This is a genomic window from Ruegeria sp. S84 (genome assembly GCF_056583445.1).
Map to the genome: position 1 here is coordinate 2207025 of NZ_CM152618.1, position 20031 is coordinate 2227055.

Sequence of the window (20031 nt, forward strand, 5' to 3'; positions counted from 1 at the left end):
CAAGTGCCTCGTGTTTCGTTGTTTATTGCCGCGCTTCTATCACATTGCGGGTTTGTTGTGAACTTTACCTGCTGTCTGTTCCGATCAATTCTGCAGTGGCCCCCAAGACGGGTCGCTACCGCCATCCGGCGTTCTAACAGGACGCAAGTTACGGCCCGAAATATCCACAGAGTAAAGCGTCGATCGACCGCTTGCCCCCTGCGTTTCGCGGGTGAACATGATGACCCGCCCGTTTGGCGACCATGTGGGACCTTCGTCCAGGAACGACGCGGTCAAAAGGCGCTCTTCGCTGCCATCCGTGCGCATAACACCGATGTGGAAGCGACCTTTGTTCTGCTTGGTAAAGGCAATCAAGTCACCACGCGGAGACCAGACCGGCGTGCCATAGCGGCCTTGCCCAAAACTGATCCGCGTTGCCTCGCCTCCGTTGGCGGGCATGATGTAAAGCTGCGGAGTGCCCGACCGGTCGCTTTCGAACACAATCCGGCTGCCATCCGGCGCATAGCTGGGGGCAGTTTCAATTGCCGGCGTGTTGGTCAGCCGCACGCTCTGGCCCGAGGCCAGGTCCATCTTCCACAGATCGGTGTTTCCGCCCTGGGTCAGAGAATAAACGATCGAACGGCCATCGGGTGAGAAACGTGGCGAAAAGCTCATGGTGCCTTCCTGCGTCGGCAATTCCTGCCGTTTCACACGGCCTACATCCAGTAGATAGATACGCGGCTGACCGGTTTCATAGCTGGTGTACAGCAGCCGGTCGCCGGTTGGCGAAAAGCGCGGAGCCAACACGATGGCGGCACTGTCAGTCAGGTACTGCACATTCGCGCCGTCATAATCCATGATCGCCAACCGCTTGCGCCGCTGATCCTTAGGGCCGCTTTCCGACACGAACGCGACTCGGCTGTCAAAGTAAGCACCCTCGCCGGTGATCCGGGTATAGACCTGATCGGCCACCTTATGCGCCATGCGACGCCAGCCGTCGGTGGTGCCCGCAAACTGCAACCCATTGCCCAGTTCCTGACCCGAGAACACGTCCCAAACCCGGAACCGCACCGTCAGCCGTTTGCCCGAAACATTGACCGCCCCTGTCACCAGTGCCTGCGCGTTGATCGCTTTCCAATCGGCAAACTGCACCGGGGCATCAAAACTGCTGACCCGGCTGATGAATGCATCCGACGAGATTTCGCGGAACAAACCCGTTCCCGTCAGGTCCGATACCACCACGCGCGAGATGTCTTGCGCATATTGTGCGGCAGAAGGTCCGTCCGGCACAAAGCTCGGCACCGCAAATGGCATCGGCTCGATGATCCCTTCATCGATTTCCAGACGCAGCGGGCCACTTTGGGCGTAGGCCGAGGTCGAAAGAAGGGTCAGGCCAATTAAGAGGCTGGTCAGAAGTTTCATCATTTGATCCGCATCCTCTCGGGATTGAATGTAATCTCAATATCCTGCCATTGATCGTATTTGTCAGCAGGTAGGTCATATCCTTTAGACCCACAGCGCAAAATTGCGCGGCGCGCAGCTTCGTAGGCTTGTTTTGCTGATGCGGCCGAGCCGCCTGTGCTGTCGAGTAGCTGCAAACTGCCGCCAACCACTTTGCCATCTCTGGTTAACGAAAACCCGACAACAACCACAGTTTCCAGCGCATCCGTCGACAGGGACCCGACATTCCAACACCGCGACACCGCAACCCGCATCGCGTCTTTTTCACCGCTAGTCAGTGGTGGGCCCGAAGGTTCGGTGCCATTGCCCAATGCTTCGGCCAGGGCGTCATTTATTGCTTGCTCGTTTTGCGCAGGTTCAGTCGGCGCGGGCTCGGGCGTTTCTGCAACCTCAGGCTCTGGCTGGGGTGCCGGTCGGTTCGGGCGCACGCGCGGACGAGGAGAGGTTCGCGGGGCCGGATCTTCGACTTCTTCCGCCTCGGTCACGATCTCGGGCGCGGCCTCTTCTGGTGCCGTTTGATCCTGCTGTTCTTGTTGGATTTCCGCCCCTTCATCCAGCGAAACCGGAGGGGTTTCAATGTCATCCGGCTTGGCCTCGGGCGGAGGAGGAGCAATCTGCTCGGGCGCGATCTTGTCCGCAGGGCTTGGTTCTGCCTCTGGGCCTGGAGGCGCAGGAAGCGCCGCCAGCTCAGGCTCGGGCTCTTCAAGCGTTGGAGGCTGTTCTATCAGTTCGGGTTCAGGTGGGATTTCCACTGTTTCTGGTTCTGGTTCCGGTTCCGGATCCGGTTCGGGTTGAGCAACCTGCTCAGGTTCGGGCGTATCTTCCGGCGTCGGGTCCAGTATTTCGATCTCATCAGGTTCTGCAGGCTGTTGCAGTTCAGCCGGGTCAGTCGGCACCTCGGGTGCCTCGCGTTGCGCGGTCATGGCCGCAAACTGCTCAGCCGAGATCACCGAGACATCCTGTACAGCCATCGGCAGCGGCTCGGACCGGAAGTTCCCGCCGATCAGCGCCCAGCCAATCAGGCTGACATGCGCAATTGCCGAAATCTTGGTGCCGGTATCCACCGCGCAGCCTCACTCTCACCCTTCGTCCAGCGTTGGCCCGCCGGTATCGGTCACAAGGCCAACGTTGGAAAACCCACCCGCGTTCAAAGCGCCCATGACCTGCATCACTTGCGCATATGGAATCGCGCCGTCGGCACGCAAGAACACGCGGTCGCTGCTGCGCTCAGCTGCGATCGCGCGCAGCTTACCGATCAGTTCTTCGCGCAGCACATCCGTGGTCTGGATCTGCACGCGCCCATCTGCGGTCAGGGTCACAGTCAGCGGCTCTTCGTTGTCACCGGGTAAGGCACTTGCGGCAGTCTTGGGCAGATCGACAGGTACGCCGACGGTCAACAATGGGGCCGCCACCATAAAGATGATCAGCAACACCAGCATGACATCAACAAAGGGCGTCACGTTGATCTCGGCCATCGGTTGGGCGCGCCCGCGCCGCCGCCCGCGCCTGCGTCCGTTCCCGCCCGAGCTTTGCTGAACTGCCGCACCCATCGTCAGCTATCCAACTGACGCGACAGGATAGTGGCGAATTCATCGGCAAAGGCCTCGTAGCCGCCGACGATGCGGTCACTGTCTGCGCTGAGTTTATTATAGAATATCACCGCCGGGATCGCGGCCAACAAGCCAAGACCGGTGGCCAGCAACGCCTCGGCAATACCCGGGGCCACAACGGCGAGGTTTGTGTTCTGCTGCTCGGCAATCTCGATAAAGGCATTCATGATGCCCCAAACGGTGCCAAACAGGCCGATAAACGGCGCTGTCGATCCGACAGTGGCCAGAATGGGCAACCCTTTCTGCAGCCCCTCAGCCTCTTTCGCGATCGCCACGTCCATCGAGCGATCGATCCGCGCCGTCGCCCCCGCGATCAAGCCGCCATCGGTGCGGTGCGAGCGTCGCCACTCGATCATCCCCGCCGCGAAAATCTTCTCGGAACTGCCATCGGGCTGGGTTCCGATCTGCTCGAACAGCTCATCCAGCGGATTGCCAGACCAGAAGCTTTCATCGAATACCTGCGCCTCGCGCCGCGCGGCTCGGTAGTTGATCAGTTTCTGAATGATAATGCCCCAGGACCAGATGGATGCACCGATCAGCATCAACATCACCAGTTTGACGATAAAGGTCGCGCGGGCATACAGCCCCCACATGGAGAAATCGATCTCCTGCGCCAGCGCCAGCGTTTCAGCTTCCATGAACCTGCTCTTTGTTTTGCCTGATGGCCATTTGGCCTTGTTTTGCCAAACGCTAACGCAGATGGAGATGAAAAGCCAACAGAACCACCCCGGAGGCTGAAAATGTTACATCAATGCGCGAATCTCTGCCGGAAGACGAACGGGCTTACCTTGCGCATTCATGCAGACAGCCGTTACCTCGGCGCGGAAAATCTCGGTCTCGCCACGCTTGACCAATTGCGACATTGTCAACCGAGCGCCCGATAGCGAAACCATCTCGGTCTCGACCATCAGCTCGTCTTCAAACCTAGCGGCGGCGAGATAATCCGCCTCGATCCGCCGCACGACCCAGACAATGCCTGCGTCCCGCATCGCGTTCTGATCATTACCCAGTTTACGCACCCAGTCCGACCGGGCGCGTTCGATGAATCTCAGATAATTTGCGTGATAGACCACGCCTCCCATGTCGGTGTCTTCGTAATAAACACGGACCGGGTAGTGATGCTTCATTGCGACGGCTCCAATCTGGCGAACAAGCGCAGCGCATGAGAGGGGTCCTGCGCGGCACCGGGCAGAACAGGATCGTAGGCGGCGCGGATCAAGGCCGCAATATCAGGCCGCAAGATCGTCGCGTCACCAGCAATCGCCAGAGGTGAGGCGCTGCGAAAGGCAGTATCGGACCAAAGCAGGATCGTTTGTACGACCTGGTTTAGCGCCAGCGTTTCTGCCGGCACTTTCGACAGCTCTTTGTCCATGCGCAAAAACACAAATGCCGCGCGGATGGCGCCGTCTTCTTCGAACCGGAAAATGCGATACTGATTGGCATCGGCAGCCACCAGCCGGTCAACCAGTGGGGCCAGATCCGGGATCAGGCGATCCAGATCGGGCACATCCAACAATTCCTGCCACTCACGGAAGAAGAACACCATGCAATTGGCACCCAGTTCGGGATCCGTCTCGGCCATCTTGTGATTTGCCAGAGTGACAACCGCCTCGAACGCACTTTTAACGGTCGACAGCGTTTCATCCTCGACACCAAACACGATGGGCACGATGGGTCTGCCCCAGCGCGCAAACAGAAACTCACCGCTATCGCGTGTGAACAGCGCCTCAATCTCATCGGGTGTCACGCCCCAGTCCTTCTTCTCGATTTAGATACGACTGCCTGAGGCTTAAAATCTAATGCGCCCCACTTCAACCAAACAGATCGCTCTGTCCTTTGGGTGCAGCCATCCCCAGATGCGTCCATGCCTTTTGCGCCAGCATCCGTCCGCGCGGAGTGCGCTGGATCAGGCCTTGCTGCAGGAGATAAGGCTCGATCACCTCTTCCAGCGAATCCCGGCTTTCGGACAACGCCGCCGAGAGTGTTTCAATCCCCACTGGCCCGCCCGCATAGTTCTCGGCAATCAGCTTCAAATACCGGCGGTCGGCCCCGTCCAGACCAAGGTTATCGACCCCCAGCCGGGTCAGTGACCCATCCGCCAAGTCGCGCGTAATCCGCCCATCGCCTTCGACGATGGCAAAATCCACTACGCGTCTCAGCAGACGACCGGCGATCCGTGGTGTTCCACGAGACCTGCGCGCGATCTCACGCGCGCCTTCGTCATCCGCAGGTGCGCCCAGTTTGCGGGCATTGCGGGTGACGATCTCGTGCAACTCGTCGACCGTATAGAACTGCAGCCGGGTCGGGATGCCAAACCGATCGCGCAACGGCGTGGTCAGCAACCCCATCCGCGTTGTCGCCCCGACCAGCGTAAATGGCTGCAGCTCGATCCGTACAGTCCGCGCCGCCGGACCTTCACCAATGACAAGATCCAGCTCGAAATCCTCCATCGCGGGGTACAGCACCTCTTCGACCGCCGGGTTCAGACGGTGAATCTCGTCGATGAACAAGACATCCCGCGATTCCAGATTGGTCAGAATCGCCGCCAAATCCCCTGCCTTGGCCAGAACCGGCCCCGAGGTCATGCGGAAATTCACTCCCAACTCGCGCGCCATGATCTGCGCCAGCGTGGTCTTACCCAATCCAGGTGGACCATGGAACAGCGTGTGATCCATCGCCTCACCGCGTTGGCGGGCCGACTGGATGAAGATGCGCAGGTTGGCCCGCGCCTCGGCCTGACCAATGAATTCATCCAGCCCCTGCGGGCGCAGGGCGCGGTCATTGTCCTCGGGCATCGGTTCGGGTCGCAGGGCGGGATCAGCGTCTACCATTCAGTTACCCTTTCACTCAGCCCTTGGGGGCCAGTAGCTTCAGCGCGGCGCGTATCAGATCGGCCTCGCCCGCATCTGGCATATTAGCCGCCGCCTCGGCCACGGCCGATGCCGCCTCGGACGGTCCATAGCCCAGATTGCCCAACGCCGACAGCGCATCTGCAGAAGCAGCGGCAGCGCCCGAGGCCGGTTTCGCCACCCGTTTCGGAACAGGCGCAGGCTCGGTCGTCTCAACCACTTCAAGTGCCGGGCCATCCATCGCTTCGGTCACCGTGCCGCCCATCGCCATCACACCCGGGGCCTTGTCCTTGAGGTCAAGCACGATCCGCTGCGCGGTCTTGGGGCCGACACCCTTTGCGGCCTTCACGGCCCCCCAGTCGCCCAAGGCAATCGCGCGGCTGACACCATCAGGCCCCAGCGCACTAAGAATGGCCAGCGATACCTTCGCACCCACACCCTGAACCGAGCACAGCAGACGGTGCCATTCCTTCTCGACCAAGGACAGAAAACCATAAAGCTGCATCAGGTCTTCGCGCACGACCATATCGGTGTAGATTGACATTGCCTCACCCACCCCCGGCAGGGCCGCCATGGTCCGGTCCGAGCAATAGACGATATAGCCGACCCCCCGCACGTCGATCAGAACGTGATCCGCCGCGCGGTAATCCAGCCGTCCAGTGAGCTTGCCGATCATGCGCGTACCTCTTTCATCCGTGCCTGCGGTGCGGCGCCATAGTAAGAATGGCAGATGGCAATCGCCAATGCATCCGCAGCATCCGCCCCTTTGGGGGAACAACCGGGCAGTTGGAGTTTGACCATATGCAGAACCTGCTCTTTTTCGGCGTGGCCGACGCCCACCACAGTTTTCTTGACGCGGTTGGGGGCGTACTCGCCAACCGGCAAACCCGCCTGCGCAAGCGTCAGAAGCGCAACACCACGCGCCTGACCCAGTTTCAGTGTACCGGCCCCATCTTTGTTGACGAAGGTCTGTTCAATTGCCGCCTGATCTGGATTGTGCTCGGCGATGACTTCGACGATTTGATTGTGTAGCGACAGCAGCCTTTCCCCCAGATCATCACCATCGGATTTGCACAATCCATTCGCAACGTGGCTCAGGCGGCTGCCATGCGATTCGATGACGCCCCATCCCAAGGTTCTAAGCCCTGGATCAATGCCCAGAATTCGCATGTTTTGTCTCGGCCTGCTCGGGTTTGTGTGATCTTTTTTCATCGACTAGCACGAAGCGTGAACATTTTCCAAGGAAATCAACTCAGGGTCCAAAACCGACATCCATGTCGCCTCTGGTTCCTCGCGGCCTGTTTGCGACCGGGTTAGGTTCGTTTTCGACGCTTTTCCGATCGAACTTTAACCAATGATTTAAGGGGTTTTCATCAATTTCGAGCGTTGCAAAAAATGCATAGGACACATGCAATTTCTGAGCTTGCGCACGGCGAAACTCATCACTAGATGCCGCTCAGATCGCAAGATCAGAGTTTAACACAAACCAGAAGGAAACAGGATATGGCTGCACTGGATACCACCCGCACCACCACTGGCTCATTCGGCCTCGTCGGCCGTATCGGCGCACTTTTTGCATCGGTTGTAAACGCCGTTGTTGAATGGAATGACGCCCGCGCAACCCGTAACGCGCTGAACGGTCTTTCTGACCGCGAACTGGACGATATCGGACTATGCCGCGGCGACATCGACGTTGTCGCCGAAGGCCGCCGTTACTGAGATAACGGACTACCGCATACGCCCCTTCCTCCTCCCTGTGGGGCAAACAGAAACACCGCACGCCGTGAGGCATGCGGTGTTTTTATTAGGAGGGTGCAAGATATCCGATTAGAACCATACCTTGTTCAGTTGGCTCGAGAAAAACGCGGTCACCGGATCGGCCTGCATGATCCAGGCGCCAGCTTTCTCAACCGGCGTGCCCTGATTCAGGCTTTCAACACGCGTTTCGTACGCAGTCGGGCCAAGATGGGACAGTAAAAAGGCCTTGAATGCAAAGAAGCCAATCAGACACAGCAACAAAACCCTCGCTGAAACTGCTGAACGCATACGCTGTGGTTTCATCACCACCAGCCCGTCTGAGCGCAACGTGGCACGATAGCCGCGGCTGAGTTTCTGATGCTTTTTGTTCAAACGCGAGATGCGTTGATCGAATTCGAGTTGTTTTCCTGTCATGGCAGCCTCCGATAACCGCCCCCCGAGTGCATTGAAAGACGGTAATTAGAGAATGCGACAAAAACGTGGCAAAAATCCACAAAACTCCCGTAAATGGCCTAAATTCAGCCCTGTTTGCTTAAGATTAGCGTCGCCCACTCACCAATTCGATCCTGGCGAACCAGATTGAAGCCGTTTTGGAGATAAACCGAGATCACGTCATCGGCCTGTTCATTGAGGATTCCCGATAGAATCGCTTGTCCACCCCCCGCAGGTTCGCCGAAATTTCAGGCGAAAGGGCCACGAGCGGACCTTTTAGGATATTGGCGAATATCAGATCGTAAGGCGCATGCGCCTTCAGATCCGGGTGATCGAAACCTGCCGCTTCAACGCATTTAACCGCACCCGCCATACCGTTCGCCCGAAGGTTGGCCTCGGCCACGTCGACGGCAACCTCATCAATGTCGCTGGCGACAATCTGGCCCTCCCAGACCCGCGCTGCGGCCATCGCCAATACGGCGGTGCCACAGCCGATATCGGCAACCTTGCTGGCCGTGAACCCAACATCCAGAAGATGGTCCAAAGCCTTGAGGCAACCAAGCGTTGTCCCATGGTGCCCCGTGCCAAAGGCCATCGCAGCTTCGATCAGCAGCGGAATGCGGCCCTCGGGCAGTTTGTCGGCATCATGGCTTCCATAGACAAAAAACCGACCGGCCTCGACCGGGGCTAGTTCGCGGCGGACATGGGCGACCCAATCCGTTTCGGGCAGTTCCGAGACCACAAAGGGCTTGGCCACGAACGCGGCGGCCAGAACCGCCAGCGCGGTTTCATCCGGGGTTTCGGTAAAATAGCCGCCGACTTCCCACAGGCCCGAGCCATCCTCGACCTCGAACACGCCGACGCCGGTTGGTTCCGGGTCCAGCCGTTCCATCGCCTCGCCCAATCCTTCGGCGGTTTTCTTGCCGGTCAAAGTGGTCAGAGCAGTGAATGTTGGCATGGGGGCCTCCTGTTTCGATCGAAACAGCGCCTAGGGGCACCGACCGCCAAGGTCAAGCGGAGTCGCTTATTCGGCGGGCGCGGGGGCGTATTTCGACAGGATGGTTTCGTTGCCCGGTTCCGGATGACGCGGGATCAGTAATGACAGCAGAAGCGAGATGATCGCCATTGCAGCGGCCAAACCAAACACTGCGCCGGGCGAAACGACCCATAGCAGACCTAAAAGTGCTGGCAGGAAAACAGCGGCGATATGATTTATGGTAAATGCCACCGCCGCAGTGGGCGCAATATCCGCCGGGTCGGCGATCTTCTGGAAATAAGTTTTCAAAGCCAACGCCAGAGCAAACAGCACATGGTCGATCACATAGAGGATCGCCGCCAGCAGCACGCCCCAGCTAAACCAGTAGATGCCGCCATAGGCTGCGAAAACGATGGCGAGCCCGGCATATTCAAAGATCAGAGTGCGGCGTTCGCCAAACCGCGCGACTGCCTTGCCCAGCAGCGGAGCCGCCATCATGTTGATCATAAGGTTGATCAGGTAAAGGCTGGTCAGTTCGTGTACTTCAAAGCCGAATTTCTCGACCATCATGAAACCGGCGAACACGACAAAAATCTGCCGCCGCGCGCCCGCCATGAACTGTAATGCATAATACAGCCAGTAGCGGCGACGTAGGATCAGCTTCTTGGTCTGCGGCGTCGGTGCGTCGAATTGCGGGTAAGCAATCAAGCAAAACACTGCCAGCAAAGTTGTCGCACCGCCTGCCGCCATGAACACGAAGTTATAGGACAGGTCGAAGCGGTCCCATGTCAGGACGATCAAGCCATAGACCACAGCCGTCGCAGCCGAGCCCATAGCCACCAGCCAGCCAAGCACCTGCGGCGCACGGTCTTTAGGCAGCCATTGCAGCTGCAGTGACTGGTTCACCGTCTCATAGTAGTGAAACCCGATCGAGCTGAACAGCGTCACAAACAGCAGCCCGCCAAGGCTGGGAAACCAGGCCGTCACCGCCGTCGCCACGCCCAACATCATCAATGAGATCATGGCCAGTACCTGCTCGCGGATGAAAATGATCACCGCAATCACGCCAACGGCCAGAAAGCCCGGAATCTCGCGCACCGTGTGTAGCAATCCGATATCTGCGCCATCAAAGCTGGCCACCTCGATGACGAAATTGTTCAGCAATGCACTCCACGCGTTGAACGCGATCGGCATGGTCAACGCCATCACGAACAAGAGCGTCATAGGTCGGCGCCAGAGCGGAAGACTCTGCGCCTCAGACAAGGGCATGGGTTTCAGCATGAGGATGCTCTACGCCCATTTGTACTTTTTGGCGAGGGGAAAGCGGCCGGCGCACAGCGGCTCTGCACTGATGCAGGGGTCAGTAGAAGCTTTGCGGATCGATATCCACGGTCAGGCGGATACCGCCTTTCAACTTCAACGGGGCGATCCAGCGGGCGATGGCGTCCTGAATAGGCGCACTTTTCGGGGCTTTGACTAACAGCCGGACGCGGTGACGCCCGCGTATGCGCGCGATCGGGGCTGGAGCCGGGCCAAATACCTGAGCACCAACATCGCGCAACGGCGAATCGTTGCGCGCCATGGCGTTGCCGATGTCGAAGACCGGCCCGACCTCGGGGCCAGACAGGACAATCCCGGCCATTCGACCATAAGGCGGCACCCCGGCGGCCTGACGCCCGGCGGCTTCAGCCTTCCAGAACCCTTCTTCATCGCCCGATAGAATCGCCCGGATCACCGGATGTTCCGGCTGGAATGTCTGCAACAACGCCTGCCCCGGTTTTTCCGCACGACCTGCCCGGCCCGCCACCTGCCGCATCAATTGAAAAGTTCGTTCCGCCGCGCGCAGGTCGGCCCCATGCAGGCTGAGGTCCGCATCGATCACCCCTACAAGTGTCAGCTTTGGAAAGTTATGTCCTTTGGCCACCAGCTGCGTCCCGATAACGATATCCGCATCGCCTTCGGCAATCTCTTCGATCTTGGCCTTCAGGGCACGAGCCGAACCAAACAGATCAGAGCTGAGCATAGCGATCTTGGCTTCGGGGAACGCCGCCTCGGCTTCTTCTGCCAGCCGTTCAATCCCGGGTCCGACCGGTGCCAGTTTACCCTCGACCCCGCAGGATGGGCAGGCCTCTGGCATTGGCTTGGTCTCACCACATTGATGGCACATCAGACGCTTGAGGAACCGGTGTTCAACCATTCGCGCGTCGCAATGATCGCAGGCAATCTGCTCCCCGCACGCCCGGCATAGTGTCACGGGCGCATAGCCACGGCGGTTGATGAACAGCAGTGACTGCTCCTCGCGTTCGATACGCTGTTGCACCGACTGCCGCAGCGAGGGGGAAATCCAAGTCCCGGCCTGCATCTGCTCGGCGCGCATGTCGATCGGCTTCATTTCGGGCAGGACTGCTGCACCAAAACGCGAGGTCAGGTCCAGCCGTTCGTATTTACCTGCCTCGGCATTGGCCCAGCTTTCCAGTGAAGGCGTCGCGCTGGCCAGAATCACCCGCGCTCCGCAGATGGCCGAACGCAGAACGGCCATATCCCGCGCACTATAATGCACCCCATCTTCTTGTTTGTACGAGGTGTCGTGTTCTTCATCGACAACTACGAGACCAAGATCGCGAAATGGAAGAAACAGTGCTGACCGGGCACCAACGACCAGTTGCGCATCACCCTGACCGACCATCCGCCAAACCCGGCGACGTTCAGTCATGGTCGCGCCCGAATGCCATTCCGCCGGACGCGCACCAAATCGCGCCTCGACACGGGTCAGAAATTCAGCCGTCAGCGCGATCTCGGGCAGCAAGACCAGTGCTTGCCGCCCCACGCGCAGGGCCTCGGCGACCGCCTCAAGATAAACCTCGGTCTTGCCCGAACCCGTCACTCCCTTCAGAAGAGTCGTTCCATAATCTCCCGTCCGTTGCCCGGTCTGAAGCCGCATCACGGCCTCCGCCTGATCCTCGGTCAGGTCCTTTCCCGGCAATTCTGGATCAAGATGAGGATAAGGAAGATCACGCGGGCTGTCCTCTTCACGCACAGCGTTCTGTTTGACCAACCCCTTGATGACCGAAGATGTGACCCCCGCTTGCTCGGCCAGTTCCTTCAGCGTAAAAGCCAAGCCGCCATAGTCTCGCAAAACTTCAAGTACCCGCATTCGTGCGTCGGTCATTCGGTCCGGTTGACCACCGCCCAAACGATAAACCTTGCGCATCGAGGGCGGATCGCCCAACCCCGGCGCGCGCGTTGCTAGCCGCAGCATCGCAGGCATCGGCGTCAGGGTGTAGTCAGCCACTTTCCCCAGAAACACCCGCATTTCTTCACGCATCGGCGCGACCTCAAGCACCCGGTTCACCGATCGCGCCTTGGCCAGATCAAAACCACCCTGCCCCGGCCCCCAAACCACACCCAAGACTTTGCGCGGGCCCAAAGGCACCTCGACAAACGCCCCAAGAAAGCACCCGCCCTCGGGCGCTTTGTAATCCAACGTCCGGTCCAGCGGCTGCGTGGTCAGCACCGCAACCAGCTCTCCTTCGTCGAAAAATCCGTTAGCGCTCACGGTATATCCTTCGCAGGGGGTTCCAGCATGGGTCTCTTTGAGGTAAAGCCATCCGCGACCAAGGCCAACCCATCAAAGGACTGCCCTCATGAAATTCTTCGTAGACACCGCCGAGATCGACGCCATCGCCGAACTGAACGATCTGGGCATGGTGGACGGCGTAACCACCAATCCCTCGCTGATCCTGAAATCGGGCCGCGACATTCTGGAAGTCACCAAAGAGATCTGTGATCTGGTCGACGGCCCCGTCTCGGCCGAAGTTGTCGCCACCGAGGCCGAAGACATGATCGCCGAAGGCCGTAAGCTGGCCAAGATCGCGCCCAACATCGCAGTCAAAGTACCGCTGACATGGGCTGGTTTGAAAACCTGTAAAACACTGACCGACGAAGGCCAGATGGTCAACGTGACCCTGTGCTTCTCGACCAATCAGGCGATTCTGGCGGCCAAAGCGGGCGCAACCTTCATCTCGCCGTTCATCGGACGTCTGGATGATATCAACCTCGATGGCATGGACCTGATCGCAGATATTCGCCAAGTTTATGACAATTACGGGTTCGAGACCGAAATCCTCGCCGCCTCGATCCGCACCGTAAACCACGTGACCGACAGTGCCCGCATCGGGGCTGACGTGATTACAGCACCTCCGGGCGTGATCAAAAAACTGGCCGACCACCCGCTGACCGACAAAGGCCTTGAAACTTTCCTGGCCGACTGGGCCAAGACAGGTCAGAAAATCCTCTGATCCCAAGCATTGCCGCGCGGTGCCATCAGGCACCGCGCCCGGCCCAACGGCAAAAGCTGATCTTTGATCAGCGCCGGGCAGGCGGGAGCGCCCGCCACAGCAGCGATGAAATTCGCCTTTCGCGTGCATTTTTCCCAAGGCAAATCCAGCAACCCATGTTATAAGCCCGCCAAACAAAAAAAACGACCGGACGGGACATGAGCAGCGATCCTAAACTCAAGGACAATCTCCGCGCCGCAATTCTGGCTGAGCCTGACGCCGTGCTGGATGACAAAGACCTGATGCAGGCCTTGGTGGCTGCAAATGAGCAGGCGCGTGGTGACAACGTTATCGACCTGCGCGGTATCGCCATGCAGCGGCTTGAGGCGCGTCTTGACCGCCTTGAGGACACTCATCGCTCAGTCATCGCAGCGGCGTATGAGAACTTGGCGGGCACCAATCAGGTGCATCGCGCCATTCTTCGCCTGTTGGAGCCCACCGTGTTCGAGGATTTCCTGCGCGCGCTAGGCAATGACGTGGCCGAAATCCTGCGTGTCGATCACATCACTCTGGTCCTCGAAACAACCGTCGTACGTGATGATCCGGTGGTGAACCAGCTCGGCGGCGTGTTGACTGTGGCTGAGCCCGGCTTTATCGATAGCTATCTAACCGCTGACCGCAACGGTCAGCCGCGCGAGGTTACCTTGCGCGAAATCCGCCATCCCAATCCGCAAGTTTACGGTAAACAAGCCGATCAGCTACGATCCGAGGCCTGCCTGAAACTCGATCTTGGCACTGGCCGCCTACCCGGCATGATTGTCATGGGCGCGCGCGACCCCAGGCATTTCTCACCTCAGCTTGGAACTGATCTTCTTGCCTTCTTTGCCGGCGTGTTCGAACGCTCTATGCGCCACTGGCTGTCGTGAGCCTGATTTCCCCAGCCTGCCGCGATGCTCTGCAGCATTGGCTGGACAGTCTGGGGGCGCTGGCGGGGCGGTCTGAAAATACGCTCGACGCCTATCGCGGCGACGTGACAGAATTCCTGTCCTTCATGACCTTGCATCACAGCGAGCGCCAAGGGCTGGCCGCGCTGGAACGCATCAGCGTTTCTGACATGCGGGCCTGGATGGCAGAGCAGCGAAATTCTGATGTCGGCGCGCGATCTCTGGCGCGCAAGCTTTCAGCCGTCAAAACCTTCTATCGCTGGTTGGCCGAACGCGAAGGGTTCGAACCTACTGCGGTGCTGTCCACCCGAGCGCCTAAATTTACCAAGAAACTGCCCCGACCCCTGGCCGAAGATGCCGCGCGCGCAATGATCGACACGGTCGAGCTACAATCCTCATCGGACTGGGTCGCTGCACGGGATGTTGCAGTTGTGACGCTCCTCTACGGGTGCGGGTTGCGGATTTCCGAGGCGTTGTCTTTGACCGGTGTGGACGCTCCTCTGCCAGAAACGCTGCGCATATCGGGTAAGGGCGATAAGGAAAGAATCGTACCGGTCTTGCCTGCCGCTCGGGCTTCGGTGGATCGCTATCTTCACCTTTGCCCACATCCGCAATCCCCTGATAAGGCGTTGTTCCGAGGTGTCAGGGGCGGCCCGCTAAACCCCGGAATCATTCAGGCTGTGGTCGCCAAGGCACGGACGCAACTTGGCCTTCCCGCAACAGCCACCCCGCACGCGATGCGCCACAGCTTTGCCACCCATCTGCTGTCTGCGGGCGGCGACCTGCGCGCGATCCAAGAGCTTTTGGGTCACGCCTCGCTTTCGACCACGCAGACCTATACCGCAGTCGATACGGCCCGGTTGATGGAAGTCTATAACCGCACGCACCCAAAAGCCTGAAGCAAAGACCCTTTTTGCTTTGCATCTGCGCCTTGCTTCCGTCATGACACCACCATGACACTCAGATTCAAAGCGCTTTCCGTTCATCTCTTCACCGCCACAGGTGCCGTTTTCGCAATGCTCGCAATGCTGGCAGCAGTCGAAGAGAAATGGAGCCTGATGTATCTCTGGCTCGTTGTCTCGTTCATCGTCGATGGCATCGATGGCCCGCTGGCGCGGCACTATCATGTCAAAAAGAACGCACCCGAGTTTGACGGGGTATTGCTGGATCTGATCATCGACTATCTGACCTACGTGTTCATTCCCGCTTTCGCCTTGTTTAAGTCAGGTCTGATGGACGGCTGGACCGGCTGGTTCGCAATCATCGTCATCACCTTTGCAAGCGCGATGTACTTTGCGGATACCCGCATGAAAACCAAGGATAATTCCTTCTCTGGCTTTCCAGGCTGCTGGAACATGTTCGTCATTGTGATCTTCGCCCTGGAGCCCAACTTCTGGGTCATCCTGCTGCTGGTCACCTTGCTGTCTGTCGCAATGTTCCTGCCGCTGAAATTCATTCACCCAGTCCGGACCGAGCGTTGGCGCACCCTGTCATTGCCTATGGCTTTTGCGTGGACATTCTTTGCAGGCTGGGCCGCCTGGGTCGACTTTCACCCCGAAAGCTGGGCCCATTGGGGGCTGGTGATCACCAGCTTGTATTTGGTCTCGGCCGGTATTGCGCAGCAGATCATTCCGCCGCGCAAGGCCCGGGATTACAAGACTTCCTGAACCTCGAACTCAGTCCCGTTATGGGTGAACACGTCACCCTCTTGCAGGCCAACCATAGCCAGATAGATCGGGCTTTGGGTCGAAATGCCCATGTAGGTTTTGCCGTCCACCTCAAACCGAGTCGTTGAGACACATACGACGAAGCGGCGATTGTTGAACTTGATTACGGCGCCGGGCTGCACCGTATCCGTGAGGCCAAAATCGGTGTTCTCGATCACGTCAATCTTGGCGTGATGCGCATGAACAGGCGCATCAAAGGCGGCCGCCAGATCTGCATTCTCGCGCGAGGCAGCGATGTCGTCCTTGTCATGCCCTTCTCGGTCATCCAACTGCGAGTCCTTAAGGAAGGCATCATAATGTGCCTGTGCGGTTGCCAGTTCCTGTTCTTCCAAAGACATCAGATGATCGATGATGGCTTTCTTGCGTGCGGCGGGGTCTGTCTGGCCGGTCATTCAATTCGGTCCTTCAAATTCACTATTCGATATAGGTTGGGGCCGTGCCGCTCCGATTGCAACAGATAAGTACCGATCAGATCAACAGGCTGGCAGCACCTTCGTGACGCAGCAGAGCCACTTTGGTCTCAACACCGCCGTGGCCTGAAAACCCAACCATCTTCCCATCTGCACCCAGAACCCGGTGACAGGGAATAATGATGGGGATGGGATTTCCTCCGCATCCGCGCCCAACCGCTTGCGCCGAGTAGCCAAGGTCGTTAGCCAACTCGCCATAGGTGCGCGTATCACCAAATGGGATAGCATACATTGCATCGCACACCTGACGCTGAAATTCCGATCCCTTGATCCGGTAGGGCAGTTCGAACTGCTGCAAACGCCCTTCGTCATAGGCACGCAACTGCGCCGCCGCTTCTTGCAGAACCGGGGTGGCCAGGCCTTCGTCACAGCCATTCCAGACAAGGCGCGTGATGGCGCCGCTGGTCTCTTCGACACCAAGGCAACCAAACTGAGTTTCTACGGCGATCATCGGCATAAGAGAACGGTTGCAGATGTTTCACCACGCCTGCAACCCGAATCCTGACGATCCGCCTCTTCATCTGGCCAAAAATACCTCGGAGCGCGAGGCAGAGCCTCGCATCAGCGATCTCTCTCTCGCGCTCCGTTCGAATGTCAGCTCAGCGCCTCGTTACAGCGCCCGCATACGCCCGGATGGGCGTGCAGCCCAACATCAGGAAGGATTTTCCAGCAGCGCTGGCATTTGTCACCTTGGGCTTTTTCGAACAATACAGCTACGCCCTCGATTTCCGGCACACGGAACGCCTCGGCCGGAGCCGGATCGCCTGTGACAGCCAGACCAGAAGTGATGCACATGTCATCCACGTCGAAGGTCGCAAGCAGATCGCGGGTTTCCTGATCTTCGACATGCACGATCGGTGCGGCCTCAAGGCTGGATCCGATCACCTTGTCCTGACGTTGAATTTCCAGCGCAGCGGTCACGGCGCGGCGAACGCGGCGGACTTTGGCCATGCTGGCTTCCAGTTCTTCATGGCGCCAATCAGCGGGCGTTTCAGGGAAATCCATTAAATGGACCGAACTATCATCGGCCGGGAACCGTTCCAGCCAGACCTCTTCCATAGTGAAGACCAGAACTGGGGCCAGCCATGTGGTCAGACGGTGGAATAGGATATCCAGCACAGTCCGCGCGGCACGGCGGCGTAGGCTGTCACCGTCGCAATAAAGCGCGTCTTTACGGACATCGAAATAGAACGATGACAGGTCAACCGTGGCGAATGTGAATACGGCGCTGAATACACCCTGGAAGTCAAATGCTGCATAACCTTTGCGCACCTGCTCATCCAGATCGGCCAGTCGGCTTAACACCCAGCGTTCCAGGCGCGGCATATCTTCAGGCGCAACCCGATCCGCTTCGGTGAAGTCCGCCAGCGAGCCCAGCATGAACCGCATGGTATTGCGCAGGCGGCGATAGCTGTCGGCTGTCCCTTTCAGGATCTCCGGTCCGATCCGCTGGTCGGCGGTGTAATCGGTCTGAGCCACCCACAAGCGCAGGATATCGGCGCCGTATTGTTTAACGACCTCTTCCGGCACGATGGTGTTGCCCAGCGATTTGGACATCTTGTTGCCCTTGGAATCCAGCGTAAATCCGTGGGTCACTACGTTGCGGTATGGTGCACGCCCCTTGGTGCCGCAAGCCTGCAGCATCGACGAATGGAACCACCCGCGGTGCTGGTCGGTGCCTTCCATATAGACGTCAGCGATACCGTCCGCGGTCCCGTCCTCACGATCACGCAGCACAAAGGCATGGGTCGAGCCAGAGTCGAACCACACATCCAGCACGTCGAACACCTGATCGTAGTCGTCGGGGTTCGCGATACCGTCGAGGATCTTCTCCTTGAACCCGTCCGTGTACCAGACGTCTGCGCCATCCTTCTCAAACGCCGCCTTGATACGCGCATTAAGTTCGTCGTTGCGCAGCAGGTAGTCCGCGTCGGTCGGCAATGCCCCCTTCTTGGTGAAGCAGGTCAGCGGCACGCCCCAGGCGCGTTGGCGCGACAGAACCCAGTCCGGGCGTGTTTCGATCATGGAATATAGACGGTTGCGGCCGGTCTGCGGCGTCCATTTCACCAGTTCATCAATCGAGCGCAGGGCCCGTTCACGGATGGAGTCGCCCATCTCGCCCATGCCGTCCACCAGCTTGCGGTCGACCGAGGCAAACCACTGCGGCGTGTTGCGGTAGATGATCGGCGCCTTCGAGCGCCACGAATGCGGATAGCTGTGCTTGATCTTGCCACGCGCCAGCAGCCCGCCAACCTCGGCCAACTTGTCGATGACGGCCTTGTTCGCATCGCCTTCACCGCCCTTGCGGGACAGGATGTATTTACCGCCAAAGAACGGTAGATCGGCGCGGAAGCTGCCATCATCCATCACGTTGTAAGTGATGACCTGTTCCAACATCCCCAGATCACGGTAAAGCTCGAATTCCTCCATCCCGTGCGACGGCGCGCAGTGGACAAAGCCGGTGCCTTCGGTGTCGGTCACAAACTCAGCGGCGCGGAAATCGCGGATGTCGTCCCATTCGCCATTGCCATCTTCGGCCCCGGCCAGCGGGTGTGCCAGTTGGATCTTGGCAAGATCCTCCTGCGTGACATCACACAGGCGGCGGTACATCGTATCGTCCAGACGCGCGCGGGCAAACACATCCGCCGCGCGGTCATCGGCCAGTAGATAGCGTTCACCGATCCGCGCCCAGCACTCCTCGGGGCGGCCGATGACTTCGTAGAGACCGTAGGAGATATCCTCGCCATAGACCACGGCCTTATTCGAGGGCATCGTCCATGGGGTCGTCGTCCAGATCACCACATAAGCGTTGTCCAGCGTCACATCGCCGGTGTTCACAACCTTGAACTTCACCCAGATGGTGAAGCTTTCCTTGTCGTGATACTCGACCTCGGCCTCGGCCAGCGCGGTCTTCTCGATGGGGGACCACATCACGGGTTTCGAGCCCTGATAAAGCGTACCGTTCATCAGGAACTTCATGAACTCATCCGCGATCACGGCCTCGGCGTGATAGTCCATCGTGATATAGGGGTCGGGCCAATTGCCGGTGATGCCCAGACGCTTGAACTCTTCACGTTGGATGTCGATCCAGCCTTCGGCGAACTTGCGGCATTCCTGACGGAAGTCGACGATGTTCACCTCGTCCTTGTTCTTGCCCTTCTTGCGGTACTTTTCCTCGATCTTCCATTCGATGGGCAGGCCATGGCAGTCCCAGCCGGGTACATAGCGTGAATCGTAGCCCATCATCTGATGGGACCGAACAATCATGTCCTTGATGGTCTTGTTCAGTGCGTGGCCGATATGCAGGTGGCCGTTCGCGTAAGGAGGGCCGTCATGCAGGGTAAAAGGCTTGCGACCCTCTTTCTCGCGAAGGCGGTCATAGACGCCGATCTTTTCCCAGCGGTCCAGCCATGCTGGCTCGCGCTTGGGCAGGCCTGCACGCATGGGGAATTCGGTTTTCGGCAGGTTCAGCGTGTCTTTGTAGTCAGGTGTTTCGGCGCACATTTGGGGCGTCCTCAGGATGTTCTGGTCGTGTATGGATCGAAGCG

Annotated in this window: 20 protein-coding genes and 1 pseudogene; 5 read left to right on the top strand and 16 right to left on the bottom strand. The window is 58.8% G+C overall.

What is annotated here, in order from left to right; genetic code table 11:
• Nucleotides 1-84: 84 nt before the first annotated feature.
• The 9 genes from tolB to ruvC all read right to left on the bottom strand — a co-directional run bounded on the left by tolB (nt 85) and on the right by ruvC (nt 7069).
• Nucleotides 85-1404: a Tol-Pal system beta propeller repeat protein TolB gene (tolB, locus tag AC1DFB_RS11125; protein WP_480587074.1), complete on the bottom strand. Its 1320-nt coding sequence runs from the start codon at nt 1402-1404 to the stop codon at nt 85-87.
• A complete protein-coding gene (locus tag AC1DFB_RS11130; protein ID WP_480921258.1) occupies nt 1401-2504 on the bottom strand; it encodes an energy transducer TonB in 1104 nt (367 codons plus the stop codon). The genes tolB and AC1DFB_RS11130 overlap by 4 nt, the downstream gene beginning before the upstream one ends.
• Before the next feature lie 15 nt (nt 2505-2519).
• Nucleotides 2520-2990, bottom strand: coding sequence for a protein TolR (tolR, locus tag AC1DFB_RS11135; RefSeq protein WP_170424320.1), 471 nt, complete (start codon nt 2988-2990; stop codon nt 2520-2522).
• A gap of 2 nt (nt 2991-2992) precedes the next feature.
• On the bottom strand, nt 2993-3688 hold the full coding sequence (gene tolQ, locus AC1DFB_RS11140) for a protein TolQ (protein ID WP_170397391.1): 696 nt from the start codon (nt 3686-3688) through the stop codon (nt 2993-2995).
• A gap of 105 nt (nt 3689-3793) precedes the next feature.
• On the bottom strand, nt 3794-4177 hold the full coding sequence (gene ybgC, locus AC1DFB_RS11145; protein WP_170404386.1) for a tol-pal system-associated acyl-CoA thioesterase: 384 nt from the start codon (nt 4175-4177) through the stop codon (nt 3794-3796).
• Nucleotides 4174-4797 (bottom strand): hypothetical protein, encoded by a 624-nt coding sequence (locus AC1DFB_RS11150; protein ID WP_480921259.1) that lies wholly within the window; start codon nt 4795-4797, stop codon nt 4174-4176. The genes ybgC and AC1DFB_RS11150 overlap by 4 nt, the downstream gene beginning before the upstream one ends.
• A gap of 64 nt (nt 4798-4861) precedes the next feature.
• Nucleotides 4862-5881 carry a Holliday junction branch migration DNA helicase RuvB gene (ruvB, locus tag AC1DFB_RS11155; protein WP_170397397.1) on the bottom strand — a complete coding sequence of 340 codons (1020 nt, stop codon included), beginning with the start codon at nt 5879-5881 and terminating at the stop codon, nt 4862-4864.
• A 16-nt stretch (nt 5882-5897) separates the two neighbouring features.
• Nucleotides 5898-6575 carry a Holliday junction branch migration protein RuvA gene (ruvA, locus tag AC1DFB_RS11160; protein ID WP_170424326.1) on the bottom strand — a complete coding sequence of 226 codons (678 nt, stop codon included), beginning with the start codon at nt 6573-6575 and terminating at the stop codon, nt 5898-5900.
• Complete coding sequence (ruvC, locus tag AC1DFB_RS11165) at nt 6572-7069, bottom strand: crossover junction endodeoxyribonuclease RuvC (RefSeq protein ID WP_170404395.1); 498 nt, start codon at nt 7067-7069, stop codon at nt 6572-6574. Before ruvC ends, ruvA begins: the two co-directional genes overlap by 4 nt.
• A 333-nt stretch (nt 7070-7402) precedes the next feature.
• On the opposite strand from ruvC, the gene AC1DFB_RS11170 reads away from it, so the two are divergent.
• On the top strand, nt 7403-7618 hold the full coding sequence (locus tag AC1DFB_RS11170) for a DUF1127 domain-containing protein (protein WP_170397404.1): 216 nt from the start codon (nt 7403-7405) through the stop codon (nt 7616-7618).
• Between the two features lie 108 nt (nt 7619-7726).
• Here AC1DFB_RS11170 and AC1DFB_RS11175 read toward each other — a convergent pair whose 3' ends face one another.
• The 4 genes and pseudogenes from AC1DFB_RS11175 to AC1DFB_RS11190 form a co-directional block, all read right to left on the bottom strand.
• Nucleotides 7727-8071: a hypothetical protein gene (locus AC1DFB_RS11175; RefSeq protein WP_170404398.1), complete on the bottom strand. Its 345-nt coding sequence runs from the start codon at nt 8069-8071 to the stop codon at nt 7727-7729.
• A 104-nt stretch (nt 8072-8175) separates the two neighbouring features.
• A pseudogene (locus AC1DFB_RS11180) lies at nt 8176-9047 on the bottom strand (50S ribosomal protein L11 methyltransferase).
• A 66-nt stretch (nt 9048-9113) separates the two neighbouring features.
• Entirely contained in the window at nt 9114-10346 is a 1233-nt protein-coding gene (locus AC1DFB_RS11185) for an MFS transporter (protein WP_480921260.1), read from the bottom strand.
• A 79-nt stretch (nt 10347-10425) separates the two neighbouring features.
• Nucleotides 10426-12621, bottom strand: a complete 2196-nt coding sequence (locus AC1DFB_RS11190; RefSeq protein WP_480921261.1) for a primosomal protein N' — start codon at nt 12619-12621, stop codon at nt 10426-10428.
• An 88-nt stretch (nt 12622-12709) separates the two neighbouring features.
• Here AC1DFB_RS11190 and fsa point away from each other — a divergent pair, with 88 nt between their 5' ends.
• The 4 genes from fsa to AC1DFB_RS11210 all read left to right on the top strand — a co-directional run bounded on the left by fsa (nt 12710) and on the right by AC1DFB_RS11210 (nt 15953).
• Nucleotides 12710-13363 (top strand): fructose-6-phosphate aldolase, encoded by a 654-nt coding sequence (fsa, locus tag AC1DFB_RS11195; protein ID WP_170404410.1) that lies wholly within the window; start codon nt 12710-12712, stop codon nt 13361-13363.
• Between the two features lie 197 nt (nt 13364-13560).
• Nucleotides 13561-14268 (top strand): DUF484 family protein, encoded by a 708-nt coding sequence (locus AC1DFB_RS11200; RefSeq protein WP_170397417.1) that lies wholly within the window; start codon nt 13561-13563, stop codon nt 14266-14268.
• Nucleotides 14265-15185: a tyrosine recombinase XerC gene (locus AC1DFB_RS11205; protein WP_170636439.1), complete on the top strand. Its 921-nt coding sequence runs from the start codon at nt 14265-14267 to the stop codon at nt 15183-15185. The genes AC1DFB_RS11200 and AC1DFB_RS11205 overlap by 4 nt, the downstream gene beginning before the upstream one ends.
• A 54-nt stretch (nt 15186-15239) precedes the next feature.
• Nucleotides 15240-15953 carry a CDP-alcohol phosphatidyltransferase family protein gene (locus AC1DFB_RS11210; RefSeq protein ID WP_170397421.1) on the top strand — a complete coding sequence of 238 codons (714 nt, stop codon included), beginning with the start codon at nt 15240-15242 and terminating at the stop codon, nt 15951-15953.
• Here the strand turns inward: AC1DFB_RS11210 and AC1DFB_RS11215 are convergent.
• The 3 genes from AC1DFB_RS11215 to ileS form a co-directional block, all read right to left on the bottom strand.
• Complete coding sequence (locus AC1DFB_RS11215) at nt 15938-16405, bottom strand: hypothetical protein (RefSeq protein WP_170397423.1); 468 nt, start codon at nt 16403-16405, stop codon at nt 15938-15940. The two genes, AC1DFB_RS11210 and AC1DFB_RS11215, sit on opposite strands and share 16 nt — an antisense overlap.
• A 76-nt stretch (nt 16406-16481) precedes the next feature.
• Nucleotides 16482-16940, bottom strand: a complete 459-nt coding sequence (locus AC1DFB_RS11220; RefSeq protein WP_170626480.1) for a methylated-DNA--[protein]-cysteine S-methyltransferase — start codon at nt 16938-16940, stop codon at nt 16482-16484.
• A gap of 137 nt (nt 16941-17077) precedes the next feature.
• Nucleotides 17078-19987 carry an isoleucine--tRNA ligase gene (gene ileS / locus AC1DFB_RS11225; RefSeq protein ID WP_480921262.1) on the bottom strand — a complete coding sequence of 970 codons (2910 nt, stop codon included), beginning with the start codon at nt 19985-19987 and terminating at the stop codon, nt 17078-17080.
• Between the last annotated feature and the right edge of the window lie 44 nt (nt 19988-20031).